Source organism: Microbacterium sp. LMI1x-1-1.1 (assembly GCF_040676205.1).
Taxonomy (GTDB): Bacteria; Actinomycetota; Actinomycetes; order Actinomycetales; family Microbacteriaceae; genus Microbacterium; species Microbacterium aquilitoris.
In genome coordinates, this window is record NZ_JBEGHM010000002.1 from 395,934 (window position 1) to 416,942 (window position 21,009).

General features: G+C 71.3%; 17 protein-coding genes. 8 read left to right on the forward strand and 9 right to left on the reverse strand.

Going from position 1 to position 21,009, the window contains the following annotated elements; genetic code table 11:
- The first annotated feature begins 2 nt into the window (after positions 1-2).
- From MRBLMI1x_RS09655 to MRBLMI1x_RS09685, 7 genes are all read left to right on the forward strand, one after another.
- Entirely contained in the window at positions 3-1,013 is a 1,011-nt protein-coding gene (locus tag MRBLMI1x_RS09655) for a LacI family DNA-binding transcriptional regulator (RefSeq protein WP_018188417.1), read from the forward strand.
- A gap of 126 nt (positions 1,014-1,139) precedes the next feature.
- Positions 1,140-1,832, forward strand: coding sequence for a class II aldolase/adducin family protein (locus MRBLMI1x_RS09660; RefSeq protein WP_311857180.1), 693 nt, complete (start codon positions 1,140-1,142; stop codon positions 1,830-1,832).
- 95 nt (positions 1,833-1,927) lie between these two features.
- A complete protein-coding gene (gene chvE, locus MRBLMI1x_RS09665) occupies positions 1,928-3,052 on the forward strand; it encodes a multiple monosaccharide ABC transporter substrate-binding protein (RefSeq protein ID WP_018188415.1) in 1,125 nt (374 codons plus the stop codon).
- Positions 3,053-3,140: 88 nt separating this feature from the next.
- Complete coding sequence (mmsA, locus tag MRBLMI1x_RS09670; RefSeq protein WP_018188414.1) at positions 3,141-4,670, forward strand: multiple monosaccharide ABC transporter ATP-binding protein; 1,530 nt, start codon at positions 3,141-3,143, stop codon at positions 4,668-4,670.
- 17 nt (positions 4,671-4,687) lie between these two features.
- Positions 4,688-5,920: a multiple monosaccharide ABC transporter permease gene (mmsB, locus tag MRBLMI1x_RS09675; protein WP_018188413.1), complete on the forward strand. Its 1,233-nt coding sequence runs from the start codon at positions 4,688-4,690 to the stop codon at positions 5,918-5,920.
- Position 5,921: 1 nt separating this feature from the next.
- The gene (locus tag MRBLMI1x_RS09680) at positions 5,922-6,062 is read left to right on the forward strand and encodes a hypothetical protein (RefSeq protein WP_363458484.1); all 141 of its coding nucleotides are present in this window, start codon (positions 5,922-5,924) and stop codon (positions 6,060-6,062) included.
- Positions 6,063-6,153: 91 nt separating this feature from the next.
- Positions 6,154-6,516, forward strand: coding sequence for a PLD nuclease N-terminal domain-containing protein (locus tag MRBLMI1x_RS09685; RefSeq protein ID WP_020097006.1), 363 nt, complete (start codon positions 6,154-6,156; stop codon positions 6,514-6,516).
- 6 nt (positions 6,517-6,522) lie between these two features.
- Here the strand turns inward: MRBLMI1x_RS09685 and MRBLMI1x_RS09690 are convergent, their stop codons facing one another.
- Positions 6,523-7,503 carry a Gfo/Idh/MocA family protein gene (locus tag MRBLMI1x_RS09690; RefSeq protein WP_311870069.1) on the reverse strand — a complete coding sequence of 327 codons (981 nt, stop codon included), beginning with the start codon at positions 7,501-7,503 and terminating at the stop codon, positions 6,523-6,525.
- 48 nt (positions 7,504-7,551) lie between these two features.
- Between MRBLMI1x_RS09690 and MRBLMI1x_RS09695 the strand changes: the two genes are divergently transcribed.
- Positions 7,552-8,895, forward strand: coding sequence for a M20/M25/M40 family metallo-hydrolase (locus MRBLMI1x_RS09695; protein WP_363458487.1), 1,344 nt, complete (start codon positions 7,552-7,554; stop codon positions 8,893-8,895).
- 1 nt (position 8,896) lies between these two features.
- Here MRBLMI1x_RS09695 and hrpA read toward each other — a convergent pair whose 3' ends face one another.
- The 8 genes from hrpA to MRBLMI1x_RS09735 form a co-directional block, all read right to left on the reverse strand.
- The gene (gene hrpA, locus MRBLMI1x_RS09700) at positions 8,897-12,769 is read right to left on the reverse strand and encodes an ATP-dependent RNA helicase HrpA (RefSeq protein ID WP_363458489.1); all 3,873 of its coding nucleotides are present in this window, start codon (positions 12,767-12,769) and stop codon (positions 8,897-8,899) included.
- A gap of 62 nt (positions 12,770-12,831) precedes the next feature.
- Positions 12,832-13,560, reverse strand: coding sequence for a hypothetical protein (locus tag MRBLMI1x_RS09705; RefSeq protein WP_018188407.1), 729 nt, complete (start codon positions 13,558-13,560; stop codon positions 12,832-12,834).
- Positions 13,561-13,577: 17 nt separating this feature from the next.
- Positions 13,578-14,108: a hypothetical protein gene (locus MRBLMI1x_RS09710; protein ID WP_363458491.1), complete on the reverse strand. Its 531-nt coding sequence runs from the start codon at positions 14,106-14,108 to the stop codon at positions 13,578-13,580.
- Entirely contained in the window at positions 14,101-14,952 is an 852-nt protein-coding gene (locus tag MRBLMI1x_RS09715; RefSeq protein ID WP_363458493.1) for a PP2C family protein-serine/threonine phosphatase, read from the reverse strand. The genes MRBLMI1x_RS09710 and MRBLMI1x_RS09715 overlap by 8 nt, the downstream gene beginning before the upstream one ends.
- A complete protein-coding gene (locus MRBLMI1x_RS09720; RefSeq protein ID WP_363458495.1) occupies positions 14,949-16,154 on the reverse strand; it encodes an FHA domain-containing protein in 1,206 nt (401 codons plus the stop codon). The genes MRBLMI1x_RS09715 and MRBLMI1x_RS09720 overlap by 4 nt, the downstream gene beginning before the upstream one ends.
- Positions 16,155-16,200: 46 nt before the next feature.
- Positions 16,201-18,672 carry a transglutaminase domain-containing protein gene (locus tag MRBLMI1x_RS09725; RefSeq protein WP_363458497.1) on the reverse strand — a complete coding sequence of 824 codons (2,472 nt, stop codon included), beginning with the start codon at positions 18,670-18,672 and terminating at the stop codon, positions 16,201-16,203.
- Positions 18,669-20,018 (reverse strand): DUF58 domain-containing protein, encoded by a 1,350-nt coding sequence (locus MRBLMI1x_RS09730; RefSeq protein ID WP_363458499.1) that lies wholly within the window; start codon positions 20,016-20,018, stop codon positions 18,669-18,671. Before MRBLMI1x_RS09730 ends, MRBLMI1x_RS09725 begins: the two co-directional genes overlap by 4 nt.
- Positions 20,015-21,004, reverse strand: a complete 990-nt coding sequence (locus tag MRBLMI1x_RS09735; protein WP_018188402.1) for an AAA family ATPase — start codon at positions 21,002-21,004, stop codon at positions 20,015-20,017. Before MRBLMI1x_RS09735 ends, MRBLMI1x_RS09730 begins: the two co-directional genes overlap by 4 nt.
- Positions 21,005-21,009: the final 5 nt, after the last annotated feature.

Genomic DNA, 21,009 nt, shown 5'->3' on the forward strand with positions numbered 1-21,009 from the left:
CGATGAGCGACGATGCCGGCGGCCGGAGGGCGAGCATCCGCGACGTCGCGCGCCGAGCGGACGTCTCGCACCAGACGGTCTCACGCGTCCTCAACGACCACCCGAGCATCCGGCCCGAGACCCGCGATCGGGTCCTCGCCGCCATGCAGGAGCTGTCGTACAGCCCGAACCCCGCGGCCCGTGCGCTCGTCACCAGCAGGTCGAGGACCATCGGGATCCTGGCGGCGTCGTCGACGCAGTACGGTCCGGCGTCGTCGATCGCCGCCATCGAGGCCGCCGCGCAGGCGCGGGGCTACTGGGTGTCCACGGCCAACATCGACCCGACGGACCCCCAGTCGATCCCCGACGGGCTGTCGTACCTCATGGCGCAATCCGTCGAGGGGCTCGTCGTCATCGCCCCGCAGGTCCGGGTGATCCGGGCCCTGGCCGCGCAGGCGGTCGGCGTGCCCTACGTGACCCTGCAGTCGACCGACGTCGACGCCGGCCACACCCTCGCGGTCGACCAGATCGCGGGAGCGCGCCTGGCGACACGCCATCTCATCGAGCTCGGGCACCGCTCGATCTACCACCTGGCCGGTCCGCAGGACTGGATGGAGGCGGAGTCGCGGATGCGCGGCTTCCTGGAGGAGATGAGCGCCTGGGACATCGCCACGACGGCGCCGATCCTCGGCGATTGGACGGCGGACTTCGGGTACTACGCGGGGCGCGAACTGCTGGGTTACCGGGACTTCACGGCGATCTTCTCCTCGAACGACCAGATGGCGCTGGGGCTCCTGCACGCCATCCGCGACGAGGGCCTGGACTGCCCGCGCGATGTGAGCATCGTCGGCTTCGACGACATCCCCGAGGCGGGCCACTTCTGGCCGCCACTGACGACGGTGCGCCAGGACTTCGCCGAACTCGGCCGGCGCTGCGTCGAACTCCTGCTCGACGGGTCGGCCGCCGCAGCGGCCCCGGTGCTCACGCCGGACCTCATCGTGCGGTCCTCGACGGCGCGCGCAGCGTCCGTCTGACGCCGTCCGCGCGTCGTGTTGACACGGCCCGGGTCCGAGGTGCATAGTCATCCGATGTGAACGGTCACATGACCGCCCCCGATGTCGGTGGCGGTGACCGCGCAAGACGAAGGAGTCGGGCAAGTGGTGTCAAAGGACGACGCGGAGCGGTACGTGAACGGGGTGAAGACCGAGGTCGCCGTCGCGCGCATCCGCGAGCGGGTGGCATCCCTCCTGGTCGATCTCGCCGGTCGCGGCCTCGCGTCGACGACGCTGTCCGAGCGGGTCCCCGACGCCGACCTCTTCGTGACCCGGCCGGTCCTGGCCGACGACGAACTCGCTCCCGAGAACATGATGGTCGTCTCGCTCGACGGACTGTCCGTCCCGGGCACCCCCGGTGACGACGGCGTCCTGCCCGACGACGTGGAGCTGTACGCGGCCATCCTGAAGGATGCCGGCGCCGTCGCCCTCGTGCACCTCGAAGCCGGCCATGCGGCGGCGTGGGCCGCCCGCGGCGCCGCGATCCCGTGTCTGACGGCGCAGGCGGCACGCGAATTCGGCGGCGCGGTGCCCGTCATCGCAGGTCCGGACGTGTCGGCGCCGGCGGTCATCGATTCCCTCCGTGAGGCGGATGCCCCGGCCATCCTCGTCGCTGGCCTCGGCGCGCTCTGCGTCGCGGCGAGCGCCCGCGAGGCGGTGCGTCTCGCCCAGGTGCTGGAAGGCGTCGCCCGGACAGCGAGCCTCGCGTCGGAGGCCGAGCCGCTGGAAGCGGACCTCATCGCCGACCTCTCCGGCCGTGCTCGCGCACGCCGGTCCACGATCACCGACGGCCGCCGGTAGCCCGATACCGGGCGCGGCCACTCAGAAAGACCCTCACCAGGGGCAATGCGCACAACCGAACACCACGACACCGAAGTCCAGGGAAAGGGACCACAGTGAAACTCAAGAGGATCATCTTCGTCGGCATCGCAGCCGGCGCGCTCGCGCTCTCCGCGTGCTCCACCGCATCGACCGGCGGCGGCTCCGAAGGCGGCAAGGGCGACGGCGGCCTGATCGGCGTCGCCATGCCGACCAAGAGCTCCGAGCGTTGGATCCAGGACGGCAACGCCGTCAAGAAGGCGCTGGAGGACCAGGGTTACAAGGTCGACCTCCAGTACGCCGAGGACGACATCCCCACGCAGGTCTCGCAGATCGAGAACATGATCACGAAGGGCGCCGAGGCGCTCATCGTCGCCTCGATCGACGGAACCACCCTCACCGAGGCGCTGCAGAACGCGGCGGACGCCGACATCCCCGTCATCGCCTACGACCGCCTCATCAAGGGCACCGAGAACGTCGACTACTACGCGACGTTCGACAACCAGCTCGTCGGCAACCAGCAGGCGTGGACCGTCCTGAACGGCCTGGGCCTGACCGACCTCGAGGGCAAGCCGGTCGCCGACCCGCCCAAGGGACCGTTCAACATCGAGCTGTTCGCCGGATCGCTCGACGACAACAACGCGTTCTTCTTCTTCAACGGCGCGATGGAGGTGCTCAAGCCCTACATCGACAACGGCACCCTCGTCGTGAAGTCGGGCCAGACCACCATCGAGCAGGCCGCGACGCTCCGCTGGGACGGCGAGACCGCTCAGAGCCGCATGGAGGACATCCTCACGGCCAACTACAGCGACGGCACGAAGGTCGACGCGGTCCTGTCGCCCTACGACGGCATCTCGCGCGGCATCATCTCGGCGCTGGCCGATGCCGGCTACGACGTGGGTGACGAGTGGCCGATCATCTCCGGTCAGGACGCCGAGGTCGACTCGGTCAAGGCGATCCTGAGCGGCGAGCAGTACGCCACGATCTTCAAGGACACGCGCGAGCTCGCGAAGGTCGCCGCCGGCATGGCCGTCGACGTGCTGAACGACGAGAAGCCCGAGGTCAACGACGAGGAGACGTACGACAACGACGTGAAGGTCGTTCCCTCGTACCTGCTCGCGCCGGTCCCCGTCGTCAAGGACAACGTGAAGTCCGCGCTGGTCGACACCGGCTACTGGACGGAGGCCGAGCTGGGTCTGTGACCCGGTTCGTCTGACCACCACCTGCGTCGGCGGCGGGTCCGCCCGCCGCCGACGCATCCCATCCCCCCCACCACGGAAGTCGGAGATCGTGACCGAGACCATCCTCGAGATGCGCGGCATCACCAAGACGTTCCCGGGCGTGAAGGCGCTCTCGAACGTCAACTTCGCCGTCGGGCGCGGCGAGATCCACGCCATCTGCGGCGAGAACGGCGCCGGCAAGTCGACCTTGATGAAGGTCCTGTCGGGCGTCTACCCCCACGGCACCTACGACGGCGAGATCCACTACGCCGGCGACGTCGTCGAATTCAAGAACCTGCGTGACAGCGAAGCGCGCGGCATCGTCATCATCCACCAGGAGCTGGCGCTCAGCCCGTACCTGTCGATCGCCGAGAACATCTTCCTCAACAACGAGCGCAGAGGCGCCGGCGGACTGATCGACTGGAACCAGACGAACTTCCAGGCCGCCGCGCTCCTCAAGCGCGTGGGTCTGCGCGAGAACCCGACGACGAAGGTCAACCAGCTCGGCGTCGGCAAGCAGCAGCTCGTCGAGATCGCCAAGGCCCTGTCGAAGGAGGTCAAGCTCCTCATCCTCGACGAGCCCACGGCCGCTCTCAACGACGAGGACTCGGACCACCTGCTCGAACTGATCCTCAGCCTCCGCGAGGAGGGGATCACGTCGATCATCATCAGCCACAAGCTCAACGAGATCAAGAAGGTCGCCGACACCGTCACGGTCATCCGCGACGGGAAGACGATCGAGACGATCGCGAAGACCGATGTGACCGAGGACCGGATCATCAAGGACATGGTGGGCCGTGACCTCGAGCACCGCTACCCCGACCACGAACCGCAGATCGGCGACGAGCTGCTCCGCGTCGAGAACTGGACGGCCCACCACCCGCAGGACCCGAGCCGCGTCGTCGTCGACGACGTGTCGATCACGGTGCGTGCGGGGGAGATCGTCGGGATCGCCGGCCTCATGGGCGCCGGTCGCACCGAATTCGCGATGAGCCTGTTCGGCCACAGCTACGGCACCCGCATCTCGGGCAAGGTCTTCATGCGCGGCAAGGAGATCCGGACGCGCACCGTCTCGGAGGCGATCGCGAACGGCCTCGCGTATGCGACCGAGGATCGGAAGACCTACGGCCTGAACCTCATCGACGACATCAAGCGCAACATCTCGGTGGCATCCCTGAAGAAGCTCGAGAAAGCGGGGCTGGTCGACGACAACGAGGAGTTCGCCGTCGCCAACCAGTACCGCAAGAGCATGAACATCAAGGCGCCGACCGTGCTCGCCAAGACGGGGAAGCTCTCGGGCGGCAACCAGCAGAAGGTCGTCCTCTCGAAGTGGATCTACTCGGATCCCGAGGTGCTGATCCTCGACGAGCCGACGCGAGGGATCGACGTCGGAGCGAAGTACGAGATCTACACGATCATCAACAAGCTCGCGGCGGCAGGCAAGGGCGTCATCGTGATCTCGTCGGAGCTGCCTGAGCTCCTCGGTATCTCGGACCGCGTGTACGCACTCTCAGAGGGTCGCATCACCGGCGAGGTGCCCATCAGTGACGCCACCCCCGAACACGTCCTCAAGCTCATGACCATGGAGAAGCCCCGCTGACGGGGCAGGAGACACACATGTCGAACACCACCACAACCCCGGAAACCGCCGCCGGCGGCGGCATCAATCCGCCCGAGAACCGGGTCACCCGCTGGGTGACGACGGTCCTGTCCGATCTCGGCCGCAACGGCATCTTCATCGCGTTGATCGCCGTCGTCGTCCTCTTCGCGATCACGACCGAAGGCATCCTGCTGCGCCCGCAGAACCTGTCGAACCTCGTCGTCCAGAACGGGTACATCCTCGTCCTGGCCATCGGCATGGTGATGATCATCATCGCCGGTCACATCGACCTGTCCGTCGGCTCCGTGGCGGCCTTCATCGGCGCCGTATCCGGCGTCCTGGCCGTCGACATGGGACTCCCGTGGGGCGTCGCGATCATCCTGTCGCTGCTCATCGGCGCCCTCGTGGGTGCCTGGCAGGGATTCTGGGTGGCCTACGTCGGCATCCCCGCCTTCATCGTGACCCTCGCCGGCATGCTGATCTTCCGGGGCCTTGCTCTCGTCGTCCTCGGAAACCAGAACATCGGCTCGTTCCCGACCGAGTACCGTTCGCTCGGTAACGGGTTCCTCTCCGGTCTGTTCGGCGAGTCCGACCCCGACGTGTTCACGCTCGTCGTCGGTGGCGTCGCCATCATCGCCCTCGCCGTCCAGCAGGTGCGCACCCGGCTGGGACGACAGAAGTACGACCAGGACGTCGACCCGCTGCTGTGGTTCATCGTCAAGCTCGCTCTCATCGCCGTGGTGATCGGTTGGTTCACGTTCGCCCTCGCCTCGTACAAGGGCATCCCCGTCACGCTCATCGTGCTGGCGGTCCTCGTCCTCGTCTACGGCATCGTCATGAACCGCAGCGTCTTCGGCCGCCACATCTACGCCATCGGCGGCAACCGTCACGCGGCGGAGCTCTCGGGCATCAAGACGCGGCGCGTGGACTTCTGGCTGTTCGTCAACATGGGCGTCCTCGCCGCTCTCGCCGGTCTCATCTTCACGGCGCGACTGAACCTCGCCGGCCCCAAGGCGGGCGAGGGCTTCGAGCTCGAGGCCATCTCGGCCGCCTTCATCGGCGGCGCGGCGGTGCAGGGCGGTATCGGCACCATCGGCGGTGCCATCATCGGTGGCCTCATCATCGGTGTGCTCAACAACGGCATGTCGATCATGGGCATCGGCATCGACTGGCAGCAGGCGGTCAAGGGACTCGTGCTGCTGTTCGCCGTCGCCTTCGATGTCTACAACAAGCGACGGGCCGGTCACTGACATGGCGAAGACGTCGAACACCGCGTCCGACCTCGAGCGGCCCCGCGTCACGACGGGGCGCATCACGATGTGGATCTGCGGCGGCGCCGTCGGGATCTACATGGTTGTCAGCGGCCTGATCGGTGCGCTGACCACCGGCTGATCCATCCGTTCGGATTGTCGACCCGCATCCCCTCTCTCCCTCGTGGAAGAGGGGATGCGGCGTCTCACCGCCCGCTCATAGACTCTGGCCCATGCCTTTCGTGATCTCGCTCCTCGTCCTGGCGGGGATGATCTTCGCGCTCGTCGACATCATCACGCGGGACCAGAGCCTCGTGAAGCACATGCCGAAGACGGTGTGGCTGTTCGTCGTCATCCTGCTGCCGTTCCTCGGAACCGTGCTGTGGTTCGCGATCGGGCGCGAGTACCCGCAGCGCGAGGTGCGCCGGGCGCCGCAGTTCGCGCCGTGGGCGACCGAGCCCCCTGCAGCGCCGACGGGCGCGCACGACGCCCGGTCGACCGAGCAGCAGCTCGCCGACCTGGAACGCGAGATCGAGGAGGAGCGGTTGCGCGCCGAACTCGCCCGACGTCGCCGGGAGCTCGGCGACCCGGCCTGATCCGCGTCAGCTACGCGGGTAGACGACGCCGATCTGACGTCGGATCTCGTCGAGGGTGCCCATGATGGCGATGCTCTCGTCGATCGGCAGCAGGTCGCTGTCGGTGCGCCCCTCGGCGATGAGTCGTTCGGCGTAGAGGGCCTGGAACTGCATGCCGCGACCGTCGATCTCGGTGCGGAACTCCTCGACGAGTGCGCCGTCGACATCGAAGACGCGGAAGGACGTCGGTGCGTAGAAGACGCCGTCGATCTCGATGCGACCCTTCGTCCCGACGATCTGCGCGGCGTTGGCGCCGGCACCCCGCATGGACGTGAGGAGCGAGGACACCCCGCCCGCGGCGTGACGCACGGCGATCGCCACATCGGTGTCGGCGCCCGTCTCACCCAGCTGCGCCGTCGCGAGGACCTCGGCGGGCGCGCCGAGGACGTCCCAGGCGAAGGAGACGGGGTAGATCCCGAGATCGAGGAGTGCACCGCCGCCGAGGGCGAGGTCGTTGAGCCGGTGATCGGGGTCGGTGGGGAGGTTCTGCGTGTGGTCGGCGCTGAGGACCCGCACCTCGCCGATGACGTCGGCGGCGAGGACCTCTCGCAGGCGCACCATGTGGGGCAGGTACCGCGTCCACATCGCCTCCATCGCCAGCAGGCCGTGATCGGCGGCGAGATCGCGGATCGCGACGGCCTGGTCGGCGTCGAGGGTGAGGGGCTTCTCGATGAGCACGTGCTTGCCGTGTTCGAGGGCGAGGGCCGCGCACGCGAGGTGGTGACTGTGCGGCGTCGCGATGTACACGATGTCGACCTCTGGGTCGGCGACGAGCTCGTCGTACGACCCGTAGGAGCGGGGGATGCCGTACTGCGCGGCGAACTCCTGCGCCGACTCCGTGCGGCGCGAGCCCACGGCGGTGACCGTCAGGCCGGCTGTCTTCAGGTCGGCGGTGAAGGCGTGCGCGATGCCACCGGTGGCCAGGATTCCCCATCGAAGTGCGGTCATGTCCCGAGCCTATCGGCGGGTGGGGTCCACCCGACCTAGAGTCGACTCGTGGTCACGACTCCCGACGCCGCCCTCGACCGCTTCCGCGAGCTCCTGCGGATCCCGACGGTGTCGCTCGACCCCGATGACCCCGATGCGGACGGCACGGCGTTCCTGCACTTCCACGACACCGTCGCGCGGCTCTATCCGCACCTGCACGCGTCGCTCGAGCGCGAGGTCGTCGCCGAGTACTCGCTGCTGTACCGCTGGCGCGGGAGGGATGCGGCATCCCCCCTCGTCCTCATGGCGCACATCGACGTCGTCCCCATCGTCCCGGCGGAGTGGACGCACGACCCGTTCGCGGCGGAGGTCGTCGGGTCCGGCGACGCGGCCGAGGTCCACGCCCGCGGCGCGGTCGACGACAAGGGCTCGCTCGTGGCCGTCCTCGAAGCCGTCGAGTCCCTCGTCGCCGAGGGGTTCACACCCGAACGCGACGTCTACCTCGCCTTCGGGCACAACGAGGAGGTGGCCGGCGACGGTGCGCAGGCGATCGTCGAGGTGCTGCGGGGCCGCGGCATCCGCCCCTCGCTCGTCCTGGACGAGGGCGGCGCCGTCGTGGAGGGAGCCCTGCCGGGAGTGACCGTCCCGACCGCCGTCATCGGCGTCGCCGAGCGCGGCGTGATGACCGTGCACCTCACCGCCCGCGAGCTCGGCGGTCACGCCTCGACGCCGCCCCGCGATCCCGCGACCGCGCGACTCGCGCGGGCCGTGCTGCGCCTGCACCGCCGTCCCTTCCCGACGCGGCTCGTGCCGCCGGTGCGGGCGATGTTCGAGACGGTCGCGCCGCACACGACAGGGCCACTCCGCCGGGTGTTCGCGAGCATCGGGCTGACCGGGCGGCTGCTCGTGAAGGTCTTCCCGCGTCTCGGGCCCGAGCTCAATGCGCTCGTGCGGACCACCGCCGTCGTGACCGAGCTCTCCGGGGCGACGGGGGCGAACGTCCTCGCGACGTCGGCGCGGGCGAGCGTCAACGTGCGCCTGCTCCCGGGCGACACCGCAGCCTCGGCGGAAGCCCGCATCCGCCGGGTCGTCGGCGATCCGCTCGTCGAGGTGGAGGTGGTCTCGGCATCCGATCCGTCGCCGGTGTCGCCGTGGTCGGGTCCCGCATGGAATCGGCTGGTCGCCGCGACCCGCTCGGCGCTCGGCGACGACGTCCTCCCCACGCCCTACATCCAGCTCGGTGCGAGCGACAGCCGGTGGTTCACGGCGATCAGCGACCACGTGTACCGCTTCACGCCGTTCCACCTGACGCGCGGCGAGCGCGAGGCGCTGCACTCGCACGACGAGCGGATCCGCGTGGGCTCGTGGCTGCGGGGGATCGGGTTCTACCGCGACCTGCTGCGGAAGAGCTGACTCAGCCCGCCAGCGCCTTCGAGATCCGCTGCAGCGATACGGGCTCGGCGGTGCCGAGGCGTTGGGCGAACAGGCTCACCCGGAACTCCTCGAGCAGCCAGCGGGCGTGCTCGAGGCGTGCGGGCGCGCCGGCCGGCAGCGGGAGGGTGCCCCCGGCATCCGCGAACAGGGCCGCAGCGCGCTCGTACTCGGTCATCCGCTGCCGGTCGCGGCCCGGGTTGTCCGCGAGTCCGTCCACGCGCTCCTTCGCACCCTGCAGGTAGCGGGGGAGATGCGCGAGGCGTGCGGCCCCGGTGCGCGAGAGGAACCCGGGGTGGACGAGGCCGGCCAGCTGGCCCTTCACGTCGCCGAGTGCGGCGAGCAGGGTCATGGAGTTCTGGTTCTTCACCGCGCGCTCGACGTCGCGCTGGAGGGTGAGGATGCGGGCGGCCAGCGACACGGTCTGGAACAGTTCGTCGACGACCCGAGCGGAGAACGCGTCGCGGGCGGCGGTGAACGCAGCCTCGGTACGGATGACCGCGTCGCCCATGACAGCGTCGGCGACGGCGACCCGGGCGTCCTCGATGAGCGCCTTGGCGGACGGATACGGCGATGCTGCCAGGGCGAGCTTCTCGGGCGCCGTCAGGTGGTCCATGACGTACGCGGTGGGAGAGGGCACAGCGAGCAGCAGCAGACGCCGGGCGCCCGCGCGGGTGAGCTCGGCGGCGCGTTCGGCGGTCGCCTCGATGCGCAGCGATACCCCGTCCTTCGCGTCGACGAGGGCCGGGTAGCCACGGACGACACCGCCGGCGACCTTCGTGTCGACGACCTCGCGCAGATCCCCGACGTCCCACGTCGTGATGCCGGTGCGCTCGATCGGAGCGCTCGCGGCGGCGACGGCCGCGGTCGGGGATGCCGCCGGATGCGGCCCGCGCTTCGGCGCGAGCGAGCGGGCGACCGACTCGCGGGCACGGCCGGCGAGTCGGTCCTGCAGCTCGCGCAGGTCGCGGGACGACCCGACGGTGCGTCCGCGCTGGTCGACGGCGCGGAACGAGACGCCCAGGTGGGCGGGCACCCTCTCGAGGTCGAAGTCGCGCTCGGTGACCGGCTGATGCGCGATGCGCTGGATGCGCGCGGCGAGGGCTGCGCGGAGAGTGGATGCCGGGAGCCCGTCGGTGTCCTCGGGGCCAGATCCGCGCAGCTCGTCGCCGAGGGTGGTGGCCCAGTCGGCGGCGGGGACGACGTGCCTGCGGATCGCTTTGGGGAGCGCCTTGATGAGGCCGGTGACGAGCTCGTCCCGCATACCGGGGACCTGCCAGTCGAACCCGTCGGGGCGCAGTTGTGCGAGCAGGGCGAGCGGGACGACGACGCTCACGCCGTCGTCGGGGGCGCCGGGCTCGAAGCGGTAGGCGAGCGAGAGCACCTGGTCGCCCTGACGCCAGCGCGTCGGGAAGTCGCGCTCGTCGGTCCGGGCGGACTCGCCGAGCAGGTCGGCCTCGGTCATGTCGAGCAGCTTCGGGGTGACGGGCTGCGTCTCGCGCCACCATGTCTCGAACGAGCGCACATCGAACACGTCGTGCGGCACGCGTGCGTCGTAGAAGGCGTACACGGCCTCGTCGCCGACGAGGATGTCGCGGCGTCGCTCCCGCTCCTCGATGCGCTCGAGCTGACGGCGGAGCTCGCCGTTGCGTCGCTCGAACGCGGTGAGGCGCTTGTCGAGGTGCTGACTGTTCCACTCGCCCTCGACGAGGGCGTGACGCAGGAACAGCTCCCGCGCCAGGTCGCGGTCCCGTCGGGCCAGCTGCACCCGGCGGCGCGGGATGATCTCGACACCGAAGAGAGTCACCTTCTCGGCCGCGACGGCAGCGCCGGCATCCTTCGACCAGTGCGGGTCGCTCAGACTGCGGTTCGCGAGGTCGCCGGCGAGATCCTCGGCCCACGCGGGGTCGATCGCGGCGACGGTGCGACCGAACAAGCGCGACGTCTCGACGAGCTCGGCGGCCATGACGGCGTCGGGGGAGGCCTTGCGCAGACCCGACCCGGGGAACACCGCGAACGACGCGCCGCGGGCGCCGCGGTATTGCGGCAGGGGCTTGCGCGCGTTCTTCTTCGCGGGGTCGGTCGTGACCGAGCGGGTGTCGAGGATGCCGATGTGCGAGAGGAGTCCCGACAGGATCGCGCGGTGCAGCGCATCCGGGTCGGCGGCTCCCGACGCCTGACGAGGGGCATCCTTCGGCGAACCGGAACGGGAGAGCGTCGAGAGCTGACGGTGCACGTCGAACCACTCGCGGACGCGGACGTAGTTGAGGTGCTCGCTGCGGCACAGGCGCCGGAAGGCGCTCGAGCCGAGCTCTCGCTGCTGCTCGCGCAGGTGGTTCCAGAGGTTCAGCAGGGTGAGGAAGTCGCTCGTCGGGTCGACGAAGCGCGCGTGCAGACGGTCGGCCTCCTCGCGGCGCTCCTCGGGACGCTCGCGGACGTCCTGGATCGACAGTCCCGACACGATCGCGAGCAGGTCGCGCGAGACGCCCAGCTTCTCGGCCTCGAGCAGCATCCGCGCGAACCGCGGATCGATCGGCAGGCGCGCGATGCGGCGGCCGAGGCTCGTCAGGCGCAGGGCGCCGGTGCGCCCGCCCACGGCGCGGAGCTCGGTGAGCAGCTCGACGGCCGCCTTCACGCCGCGGCTGTCGGGCTTCGTGAGGAACGGGAACTCGGTGACGTCGCCGAAGCCGAGCGACAGCATCTGCAGGATGACCGAGGCGAGCGAGGTGCGGAGGATCTCGGGCTCGGTGAACTCGGGGCGCGCGGTGAAGTCGTCCTCGCCGTACAGACGGATCGCGATGCCCGCCGACGTGCGACCGGCGCGCCCGGAGCGCTGCTGCGCCGAGGCCTGCGAGATCGCTTCGATCGGCAGCCGCTGGATCTTCGAGCGCACGCTGTAGCGGGAGATGCGCGCCGTGCCGGTGTCGACGACGTAGCGGATGCCGGGGACCGTGAGGCTCGTCTCGGCGACGTTCGTGGCGAGGATGATCCGGCGCCTCACCCCGGCGACAGCGGACGGCTCGAACACGCGGTGCTGCTCGGCCGAGGAGAGTCGGCCGAACAGCGGCAGCACCTCGGTGGGGCGGGCGTCCTTCGCGTAGAGGCCCCGGACGGCATCCATCGCGTCGCGGATCTCGGCCTCGCCGGGGAGGAAGACTAGGACGTCGCCGTCGGGCTCCCGGTCGAGTTCGCGGAGGGCGGCGAGCAGGCCGTCGACGTCGTCCTCGGACTCCTCGTCGTGCGCGCGGTAGCGGATCTCGACGGGGTACGTGCGGCCGGAGACCTCGATGATCGGGGCGGGGACGCGCTCGCCGTCCGGGCCTGTCGCCGCGAAGTGGGCGGCGAAGCTCTCGGGGTCGATCGTCGCCGAGGTGATGATCACCTTGAGGTCGGGACGCTCGGGCAGGATGCGGGCGAGGTAGCCGAGCAGGAAGTCGACGTTCAGCGACCGCTCGTGCGCCTCGTCGACGATGATCGTGTCGTAGCGGCGGAGCAGTCGGTCGCGGTGGATCTCATTGAGCAGGATGCCGTCGGTCATCAGCGTGACCTGCGTGGCCTCGGTCACCTCGTCGGTGAATCGGACCTTGTAGCCGATCGCGCCGCCGAGGGGCACCTGCACCTCGTGCGCGAGACGCTCGGCGATCGACCGGGCCGCGATGCGGCGGGGCTGGGTGTGGGCGATGCGGGTGCGGCCGAGTTCGAGGCACATCTTCGGCAGCTGGGTGGTCTTGCCCGAGCCGGTGGCACCGGCGACGATGACGACCTGGTTCTCCGCGATGGCGCGCGAGATCTCGTCCCGCGCGGCGCTGACGGGCAGCTCCGGGGGATACGAGATGACGGGGGCGGGTGCGGACACAGCCTTCGATGGTATCGCGCGGGCGGATGCCGGCGGTCGCCCGGCCCCGCCGGCGGTGCGGCTCAGCGGTCGGAGTTCTGCGGTTCGTCGAGCAGCGGCAGGTCCGCTGCGGTCACGAGACGCGAGAGCACCGCGTGCTCGACGAGGCGCGCGCGGCGGTTGGTGGCGAGCTTCCCGGCGCCGCCGCGCAGCCCCTGCACCCCCTCGCGGTCGAACTTGTCGCACACGTTGTCGAGCTTGCGGTTGAAGGTCGTCAGCGGCCAGCCGAGCCGCTCCGCCGCCTTCGCGGAGGTCGGGATCTGACTCGAGCCCATCATCCCGCCGCGCAGGATCGGCTCGCAGAGGGCGATCAGGAGCAGGCGCTGGGTGGCCGTGAGGGGGACCGCCCCGATCGTCGTCCCGCCGTCCGTGCTGTCGCCGTCCAGCTCCACCGCGCGACCCGTGAAGCGCGCGGCGCCGTTGCGGATCGTGAACTCGTACGTGAACGCGCCGGCGGTGAACATGACGACGAGTTCGGGGAAGACGAGCGGCACGCGCGTCCCCGGTCCGAGCATCGCCTGGTACGCCCCATCCGAGGTCGCGAGGGCCACCGAGATCGACCGGCCCGTGTTCGTGAGCCACCACATGCCCTGCGAGGACTCGATCTCGAGCAGGCGACGGTGCAGGTACGGGTTGGTGTCGATGACGAGGTCGGCGTCCCGTCCGATCGAGAAGGTCTCGCCGGGCGTCGGGTGGAACCATTCGCCGCAGAACTCGATGCCGAGCTCGGCGGCGTCGGTCTCGGCCGTCATCTCTGTGTCTTCCGCCATCACATTCCCCCTTGGACGATCTGGATGATTCCCCACACGGCGCCCGCCACCACGGCGGCTCCGCCGATCACGACGGCGACGACGCCGCCCCGTCGGGCACGTCGGCGCGTCCTGCGATCCTGCCCGGTCGGCGGCGAGAGCGGGGCGCGGACGACCTGCGGCGCCGGCTCCGAACGTCGGGGTGCGTAGACGGCGCCGGAGACGAGGGTGCCCGGCGACGAGGCCGTGCGGGGTGTGTCGGCCCGCCCGTGCGCGACCGCCGGGGACCCGGCATCCCGCACGACACGGCGCTCGGTCACGCGGGTACCCTCGCCCGTGCGGCGTTCGGCCACCAGCGTCTCGTCCGCCCGCCGCTCGGCGAGGCGTGTGTCGTCGTCGGCGCGGCGTGCCGCGAGGAGCGTCTCATCGTCCGGCACCCGACGCGCGGCGAAGCGCGTCAGGTCGTCGGGCTCGCTGTCCGGCACGCGTGTCCCGCCCCGTCGGTCTGCCCGGTCGGCGCGACGCGTGGGGTCGTCGATCGGGTCAGTCATGGCGCCTCCGGCGCGAGGGGACCGTCTCGACCTCGATCGTGCCCGTGGCCGGTTCGCTCGTGACGAGACCGCCCGTCGTGTCCTCCAGGCGGGGGTGGATGCCGCCGCCCACCACGTCGATGACGATGGCGGTGACGTTGTCCCTGCCGCCGTGCGCGAGCGCCTGCGCGATGAGCGCTCCCGTCGTCTGGGCGGGCGAGGCGCCTGTCAGCAGTCCGGCGCGGATCGCCTCGTCGGTGATCTCGCCCGACAGGCCGTCCGAACAGATGAGGAGACGCTCTCCCGTGACGACCGGCAGCAGCCAGAAGTCGGCCGGGCTGCGATCGCCGCCGACGGCGCGCGTGATGACGTTGCGCCCCTCGAAGGTCGCCATGTCCTCGCGCGCGAGGCGACCGGCATCCACCATCTCCTGCGCGATCGAGTGGTCGACCGTGAGCTGCTCGAGGCGCTCGGACAGGAGGCGGTAGACGCGGGAGTCGCCGATGTTCACGACGAGCCACCGGTTCTCACCGTTCTGCTGCACGGCGATGACGCCCGTGAGCGTCGATCCGGCGCCGCGCGTCGTGCCGCGGGCGATCTCCTGCACCAACCGGTGCGCGCGCTGGACGGCCTCGGCGACCTCTTCGGGTGCCACATCGCTCCGACCGACGAAGTCGCGGAACGCGTCGATGACCGCGGCCGATGCCAGATCGCCCGCCTCGTGGCCGCCCATGCCGTCGGCGACGAGGAACACGGGGAAGCTCGCGAGGTGCGAGTCCTCGTTCACGCGACGGCGGAGGCCCGTGTCGGTGAGAGCGCCGCTGATGACGTCGAAGGGAGGGAGCGGTCCGGTGGTGGGGGTCATCGCGATCCTGCGTCGAGGGTGAGCTCCGCGTCGCCGAGGAGGAAGCGGCCGGCAAGGGGGACGGGGGTGCCCACGGTGACCTCGGTGTCGCTCGTGCCGACGACCACGCCGTTGGTCGAGGCGAGATCGGTGATCGTCCAGGCGTCGCCGGTCCGCCGCAGCAGCGCGTGCGTCTTGGACACCGTCCGGGTCGTGTCGTCGATCGCGATCGGCTGGGCCTCGGGGGCGTCGGACGGCGGTGCGGGGTTGCGGCCCAGCACGATGGTGTCGGACGTGAGGGCGACGGTCTGTCCGGTGGGCAGACGCAAGGACGCCGTCGGGCGGCGGTGCGCCGCGAGGACCGTGTGCTCCTCGAGCTCGGTCTGCTCGCCCGGGGCCACCGCGGGCGCCGCCGGGGGCGCGGCGGGTGCCGCCGGGGGAGCGGCGTGCGCCGCCGGCGCCGGCACGGGGGCGGCGACCGGAGCCAGCGGAGGCGGCGACCAGGGATGGACCGGGACGGATGCCGCGGCCGGCGTCCCGGGCCCCGGTGCTGAGGTCGGGGCCGGGGGCGCGAACCCTGACGTGTCGGCGGGAACGCCGCGGGTGTCGACGGGGACAGGTTCCGCCGCGAACGGCGTCGGGGGCAGGCCCTTCTGCGGCAGCCCCTGCCAGCGCGCCGCTCCCCACCCGATCACCGAGGCCCAGACGGGCAGCAGCAGTGCACCGAGGGCGACGAACCCGCCGCCGCGACCGAAACCACGGTTCAGGGGGCCCATCATCCGCACCAGGAGGATCACGACGCCGGCGAGGAAGACGAGGAACAGCAGGGTCGGGACGACGGATGCCGCCAGGATCGCGCCCGCTCCATCGCCGCCGCCGCCGAACGCGGCCTCCTGGGCGGACTGCAGCAGGAGCGATCCTGCGACCGAGGAGATGATGGCGGTGAGGAGGCCGCCGCCCACGATGACCGCCGCCCACCACCCCTTCATGCCGGCGAGCTCGAAGAGCATCCAGATGTTCAGCACCGGAACCCAGGCGCGACCGCTCGGGAGACCGGCCTTGCGGAACACGGCGGCCAGGGCGAGCGAGGTCCAGACGTACACGGCCGCGAGCAGGACGAGCTGCACGAGCACGCCGAGGAGCGACACCGCGAGGGCGCCTCCCACAGTCCCGGCGGCATCGCCGATGGAGGCCAGCGGGTTCGCCGTCGTCACGCTCAACATCTGTCCTCGTCCCTCTTCGACTTCCCTCGGTCCCGCATCGCACACCCTATCTGCGGGCGGCCCGTCTGCGCGGCAGCAGGGAGCGCAGCGACAGCCGCGCCCCGAGCCGCGCCCAGAAACCCTTCTCCCCGGCGAACCGGGTGCGCTCGGCGGCCACGATCCGCCAGAACTCCTCGCTCTCGGCTGCGCTCGGCGGCGAGACGTCGAAGACCGACCGATCCGCCCAGCCGGCCAACCGCCTGCCCGGCGCCTCGTCGGCCCCGCCGGCGAACAGGCTCGCCAGTTCCTGCCTCGTCAGGTGGGCCGGTGCGGGGTAGCCGTGGTCGACCGCGGTGTCGACGTACTCCTCCCAGCCGCCGGTGAAGCGCTCCGCGACGTCGCCGCGCCGCCGCCGGTTGCGTCGGCGGACGGCCTTGACCGCCAGGACCGTCACGAGCGGCCCGATCAGGACGATGACCGCGAGCAGCGACACGCCACCGATGCGGACGGCAGCCCACACCGCCGACAGGTCGGTCTCGTCCGTGGGCGCCTGCTCGTCCGGCAGGTCCCCGTCGGACGGAGAGGCACCGGCCGGGAGCACCGTGTCCACCTCGTCGCGGCGGACGTCCGTCGGGTTCTCGGGGTCCCGCCGCTGCTGCACATCCGGCGAGGGGAAGCTGTCGTGCTGCGGCGTCGCATCGACGGGGACCCACCGGCCGGCGGCATCCTGCACCTCGATCCACGCAGCGAGATCGCCGCCGCGGCACGAGCCGTCCTCGCAGACGGGCAGGTCCTCGGCCGAGGTGAGACGGGTGCCGACGACGACCCGCGCCTCGAAGCCGAGCTGATCAGCGATCAGCATGGCAGCCACGGCGAACTGCTCGTCGTCGCCGACGGCGGCGACGAGTTCCGCATCGGAGCGGCCCGGCGCCTCGGCTTCGCGCGTCAGCAGCTGCGCGAACATCGTCCCGATGCGGTCTGCCGAGTGACCCGCCCGCGACGACTGGAACCCGCTGCCACCGAGGTCCGCCAGCCAGGACGGGGTGTCACCGGTCGGCACCTGCAGGGCGTGGCTGAGATAGCCCCGGGCGCGCAGGCGCTCCAGCAGGGCGTCGAGAGCGGCGCCACCGGTGCCCGCGTCCTGCGCCTCGATCCATTCCACGAGCGAGGCGGGAACGACGTCGGCGGGCAGGGACGGTCCGCTCCGGGCGGGGGTGAGGGATGCCACCGGTTCGGCCTGGCCGTCCGGGGCGACCGACAGCCGGTACGCGTCACCCTCGCCCAGACCGGGGTCGGCGAGCTCGATCGCGGCGCCCGTCGCGGCGTTGTGGAAGAACCCATCGGACAGGTCCGTCGCCCGGGTCCCGTCGAACGCGATCGCGCGGAGGCTGCCGGCGGTCGGGACCCAGATGCCCGCGCCCGCTCCCATCCGGACCGAGACGCTCGCCGTGCCGTCGCCGCCGAGGCTCGAGGGCACGCGGGTGAACGCCGTCGCCGGGTCGGTGGGGCCGGCATCCGGATCGATCGCGCGCACCGTGCGACCGTCGTAGAACGGCAGGGTCGCGAGGCGCACGCGACCGATCGTCTCGGGAGCGGCGACCGTGAACAGCACCTGGTCGTAGCGATCGTCCGCGAACGACGCGCGGTAGTCCGCGAGCGGGCTGGGCGCGCGCTCGAGTTCGAGCACCGGTGCCACCGCCGCCCGCGCCACCTCGCGCGGCTGCCCCGCGAGTGCCCACGGCCCCCAGACGGCCGCAGCGGCGGTCGCCACGACGACCATCCCCGCGGCGGTCGCCGCGCGGGTGGCGGTGCCGCGCCGCCGGGCGGTCGGGCCGCGACGCATCCCGGTCGCGTCGGCCGCGGTCCGGAGTGCGCGGCGCCGGTCGTGGGCGGTCCGCCAGACGACCGCGACGAGAGCTGCGACGACGGACGCCGCCCCGACGAGCGTCTCGGGTTGGAGGGGGACGGCGCCGAGGCGCAGCGGCGCGGCCAGGGTGCGGGCGCCGAAGACCACGCCGAACGCGGTCGGGATGAGCGCCACGGCGACCGCCGGCATCCACACCGTCTTCGCGCGCCACGCGATCGACAGGGCGGTGACGGTGACGGCGAGGAAGAGCAGGAGCGTCGGCGCGAGGGTCGCCTGGTAGGCGCCGAGCGGCAGGTCGAGGGTGAGCAGGTCCTTCCACCCGGTGACGGGCGCCGTCGCGACGTCGACGAGGGCGCGGAGCGCCGCACCCGGGGAGGCCAGCGAACCGGATGCCGCGACGAGAACTCCCAGCGCGACGTAGGCGCCCAGCGCGGTGAGGGCGACCCACCATCCCGACCAGCGCCAGCGGGTGCCGACGGCCGCGACGACGTGACCGGCGACGATCCCGGCCGTCACCGCGACGATGAACGCGGTGCTCCGGTAGATCGGCCATGCGGCGACCGCTCCCACGGCGAGGACGAGGTCGAGGACGATCGCCTGGCCGATGAAGAAGCCCGCCCGCGACGGTGCGGGGAGCGGGCGGCGGGCGTCGCGGCGGAGGGGGACGGTCACGATCGCCCACCCCTCGCGAGCATCTGTCGCAGGTCGTCGAGGAGCCCGATCGAGATGACGGTCATGCTCCCGAGGCGCCGGATGCCGGGAGCCGCCGTCGGATCGCACACGAGGGCGACGACGGCCACCTCGGAACCGAAGGCGAGCGCGGCGCTCTGCAGCTGCGTGGGCGTCAGCGTCGATCCGCAGACGAGGAAGGCGATCGACGCATCCGGATGGCGCCCGGCCGCGAGCGCGGCGACCTCGCGGAGCGGGCTCGGGTTCTCCCCCCGACCGATGGCGGCGAGGTCGTCGAGGAGGGTCCGCGACGAGATCGTCGTCAGGGTGCGGAACGTCCGCATGCGGCCTCGCGCGAACTCGGGGATCTCCGCGCCGGCGACGACGTCGACGTCCCGTCCGTCGCGGAGCCCCCGGACGCCGATCGACGCGGTCGCGCTGACGGCGAGTTCGAACTCGTCGTCGTCGGCGTACTCGTCGCCGCCGAGCCCGAGAACGAGGATCATGCGGGAGCGGCGGGTCTCCTCGTACTGACGCACCATCATGGCGCCGGTCTTCGCCGTGGACTTCCAGTGCACCTGGCGCGGTGAGTCGCCCGGGACGTAGGGCCGGAGCGCGTGGAACGAGAAGTCGGCGTCGACGATCGTCCTCGACGGGCTCCCCTCGAGGTCGCGGATGAGTCCCGTCGCGGTGCTCCGCAACGCCGTCGTCACGGGGTGCACGTAGAGCGTGCGGGTCTCCTGCCAGGTCGCTTCACGGGTGAGGATGCCGAGGGGGTCCCCGCGCACGGTGCGGGCGGGGCCGACGGTGATGACGCCGCGGCGCAGGGTCGGGATCGCGACATCCTCGCTGGTCTCGTGGCCAGGGCGCAGCAGCGGTACGGCGACGTCGACGAGGCCGTCGCCGACGGGCAGGTCGACCCGGCCGGGGAGCGCGACGCGCCGACCGACGTTGGCGACGACGAGGGCACCCTCGACGGGCGTCCCGGCGACGACGCGGTCGTGCTCGAGGCGGAGGGTCACCTCGTAGGCGCGCGCACCGAACAGGAACGGAACCGAGAGCGCGAGGAGCAGAACGGCCGCCCCGCCCGCCACGGCGAACTCGAGCCAGCCGAGGGCGAGGCCGCACACGAGTCCGATGACCGCGACGGCGAGGACGATCCACCCCGCGGGTGCCACGGTCTCGGCGAACCCCCGCGCCGCCCGCGCGCTCGCGCGCCGGAGCCGCCGCCATCCGCGCACCCCCCGTACCGCCAGGCGCGTCGTGGCGGGCGCCGAGCCGTAGCCCGTGCGCGTGTATCCCGTCGCGGCGAAGGTGCGGGTGAGGCGGGACTCGGTGGAGGAACTCACACGTTCTCTCGCTGACCGCGTTCGTCGAGACGCTCGCCCGACGGCGGGACGACGTCGAGGAGGACCTGCCCGATGACCGCCTCGGCCGTGACGCCGTCGAACTCGGCTTCGGGGTCGAGGATCAGACGGTGCGCGAGCACGGGCACGGCGAGCGCCTTGACGTCGTCGGGGGTGACGTAGGTGCGGCCGTGGGCCAGCGCCCACGTGCGCGACGCCTTCGTGAGCGCGAGTGCTCCTCGGACGCTGACCCCCAGCCGCACCTCGCGCGCGAGGCGGGTGGCGTCGACCACGCGCGCGATGTAGTCGAGGACGAGCGGGTTCAGGTATCCGCCGCGGGCGATGTCGGCCATGCTGACGATCCCCTGCGGGGTGATGACGGGGGAGACCTCCCGCGTCGCATCGCCGGAGCCCTCGAGGATGCGGATCGTGGCGGCGCGATCCGGGTAGCCGAGCGAGGTCTTCAGCAGGAAGCGGTCGAGCTGCGCCTCGGGGAGCCGGTAGGTGCCGGCCTGCTCGACCGGGTTCTGCGTCGCCACGACGAGGAACGGGACGGGTACGTCCCGCGTGACGCCGTCGACCGTGACGTGACCCTCCTCCATCACTTCGAGGAGCGCCGACTGCGTCTTGGGCGATGCGCGGTTGATCTCGTCGGCGAGGACGACGTTCGCGAAGATCGGCCCCTGGTGGAACTCGAACTCGCCCCGGCGCTGGTCGTACACCGTGATGCCCGTGACGTCACCGGGGAGGAGGTCGGGGGTGAACTGGATGCGGGATGCCGTCCCCTGTACCGATCGCCCCATCGCGCGCGCCAACGACGTCTTGCCGGTACCGGGGTAGTCCTCGAGCAGGAGGTGACCCTCGGACACCATCGTGGTGAACGCGAGTTCGATCACGTGCCGTTTGCCGAGCACGACCTGCTCCACGTTGTCGACGAGCGTGGTGAAGGTCTCGGCGAACCAGGCGCTCTGCTCCTGGGTGATCGTCATCGTGT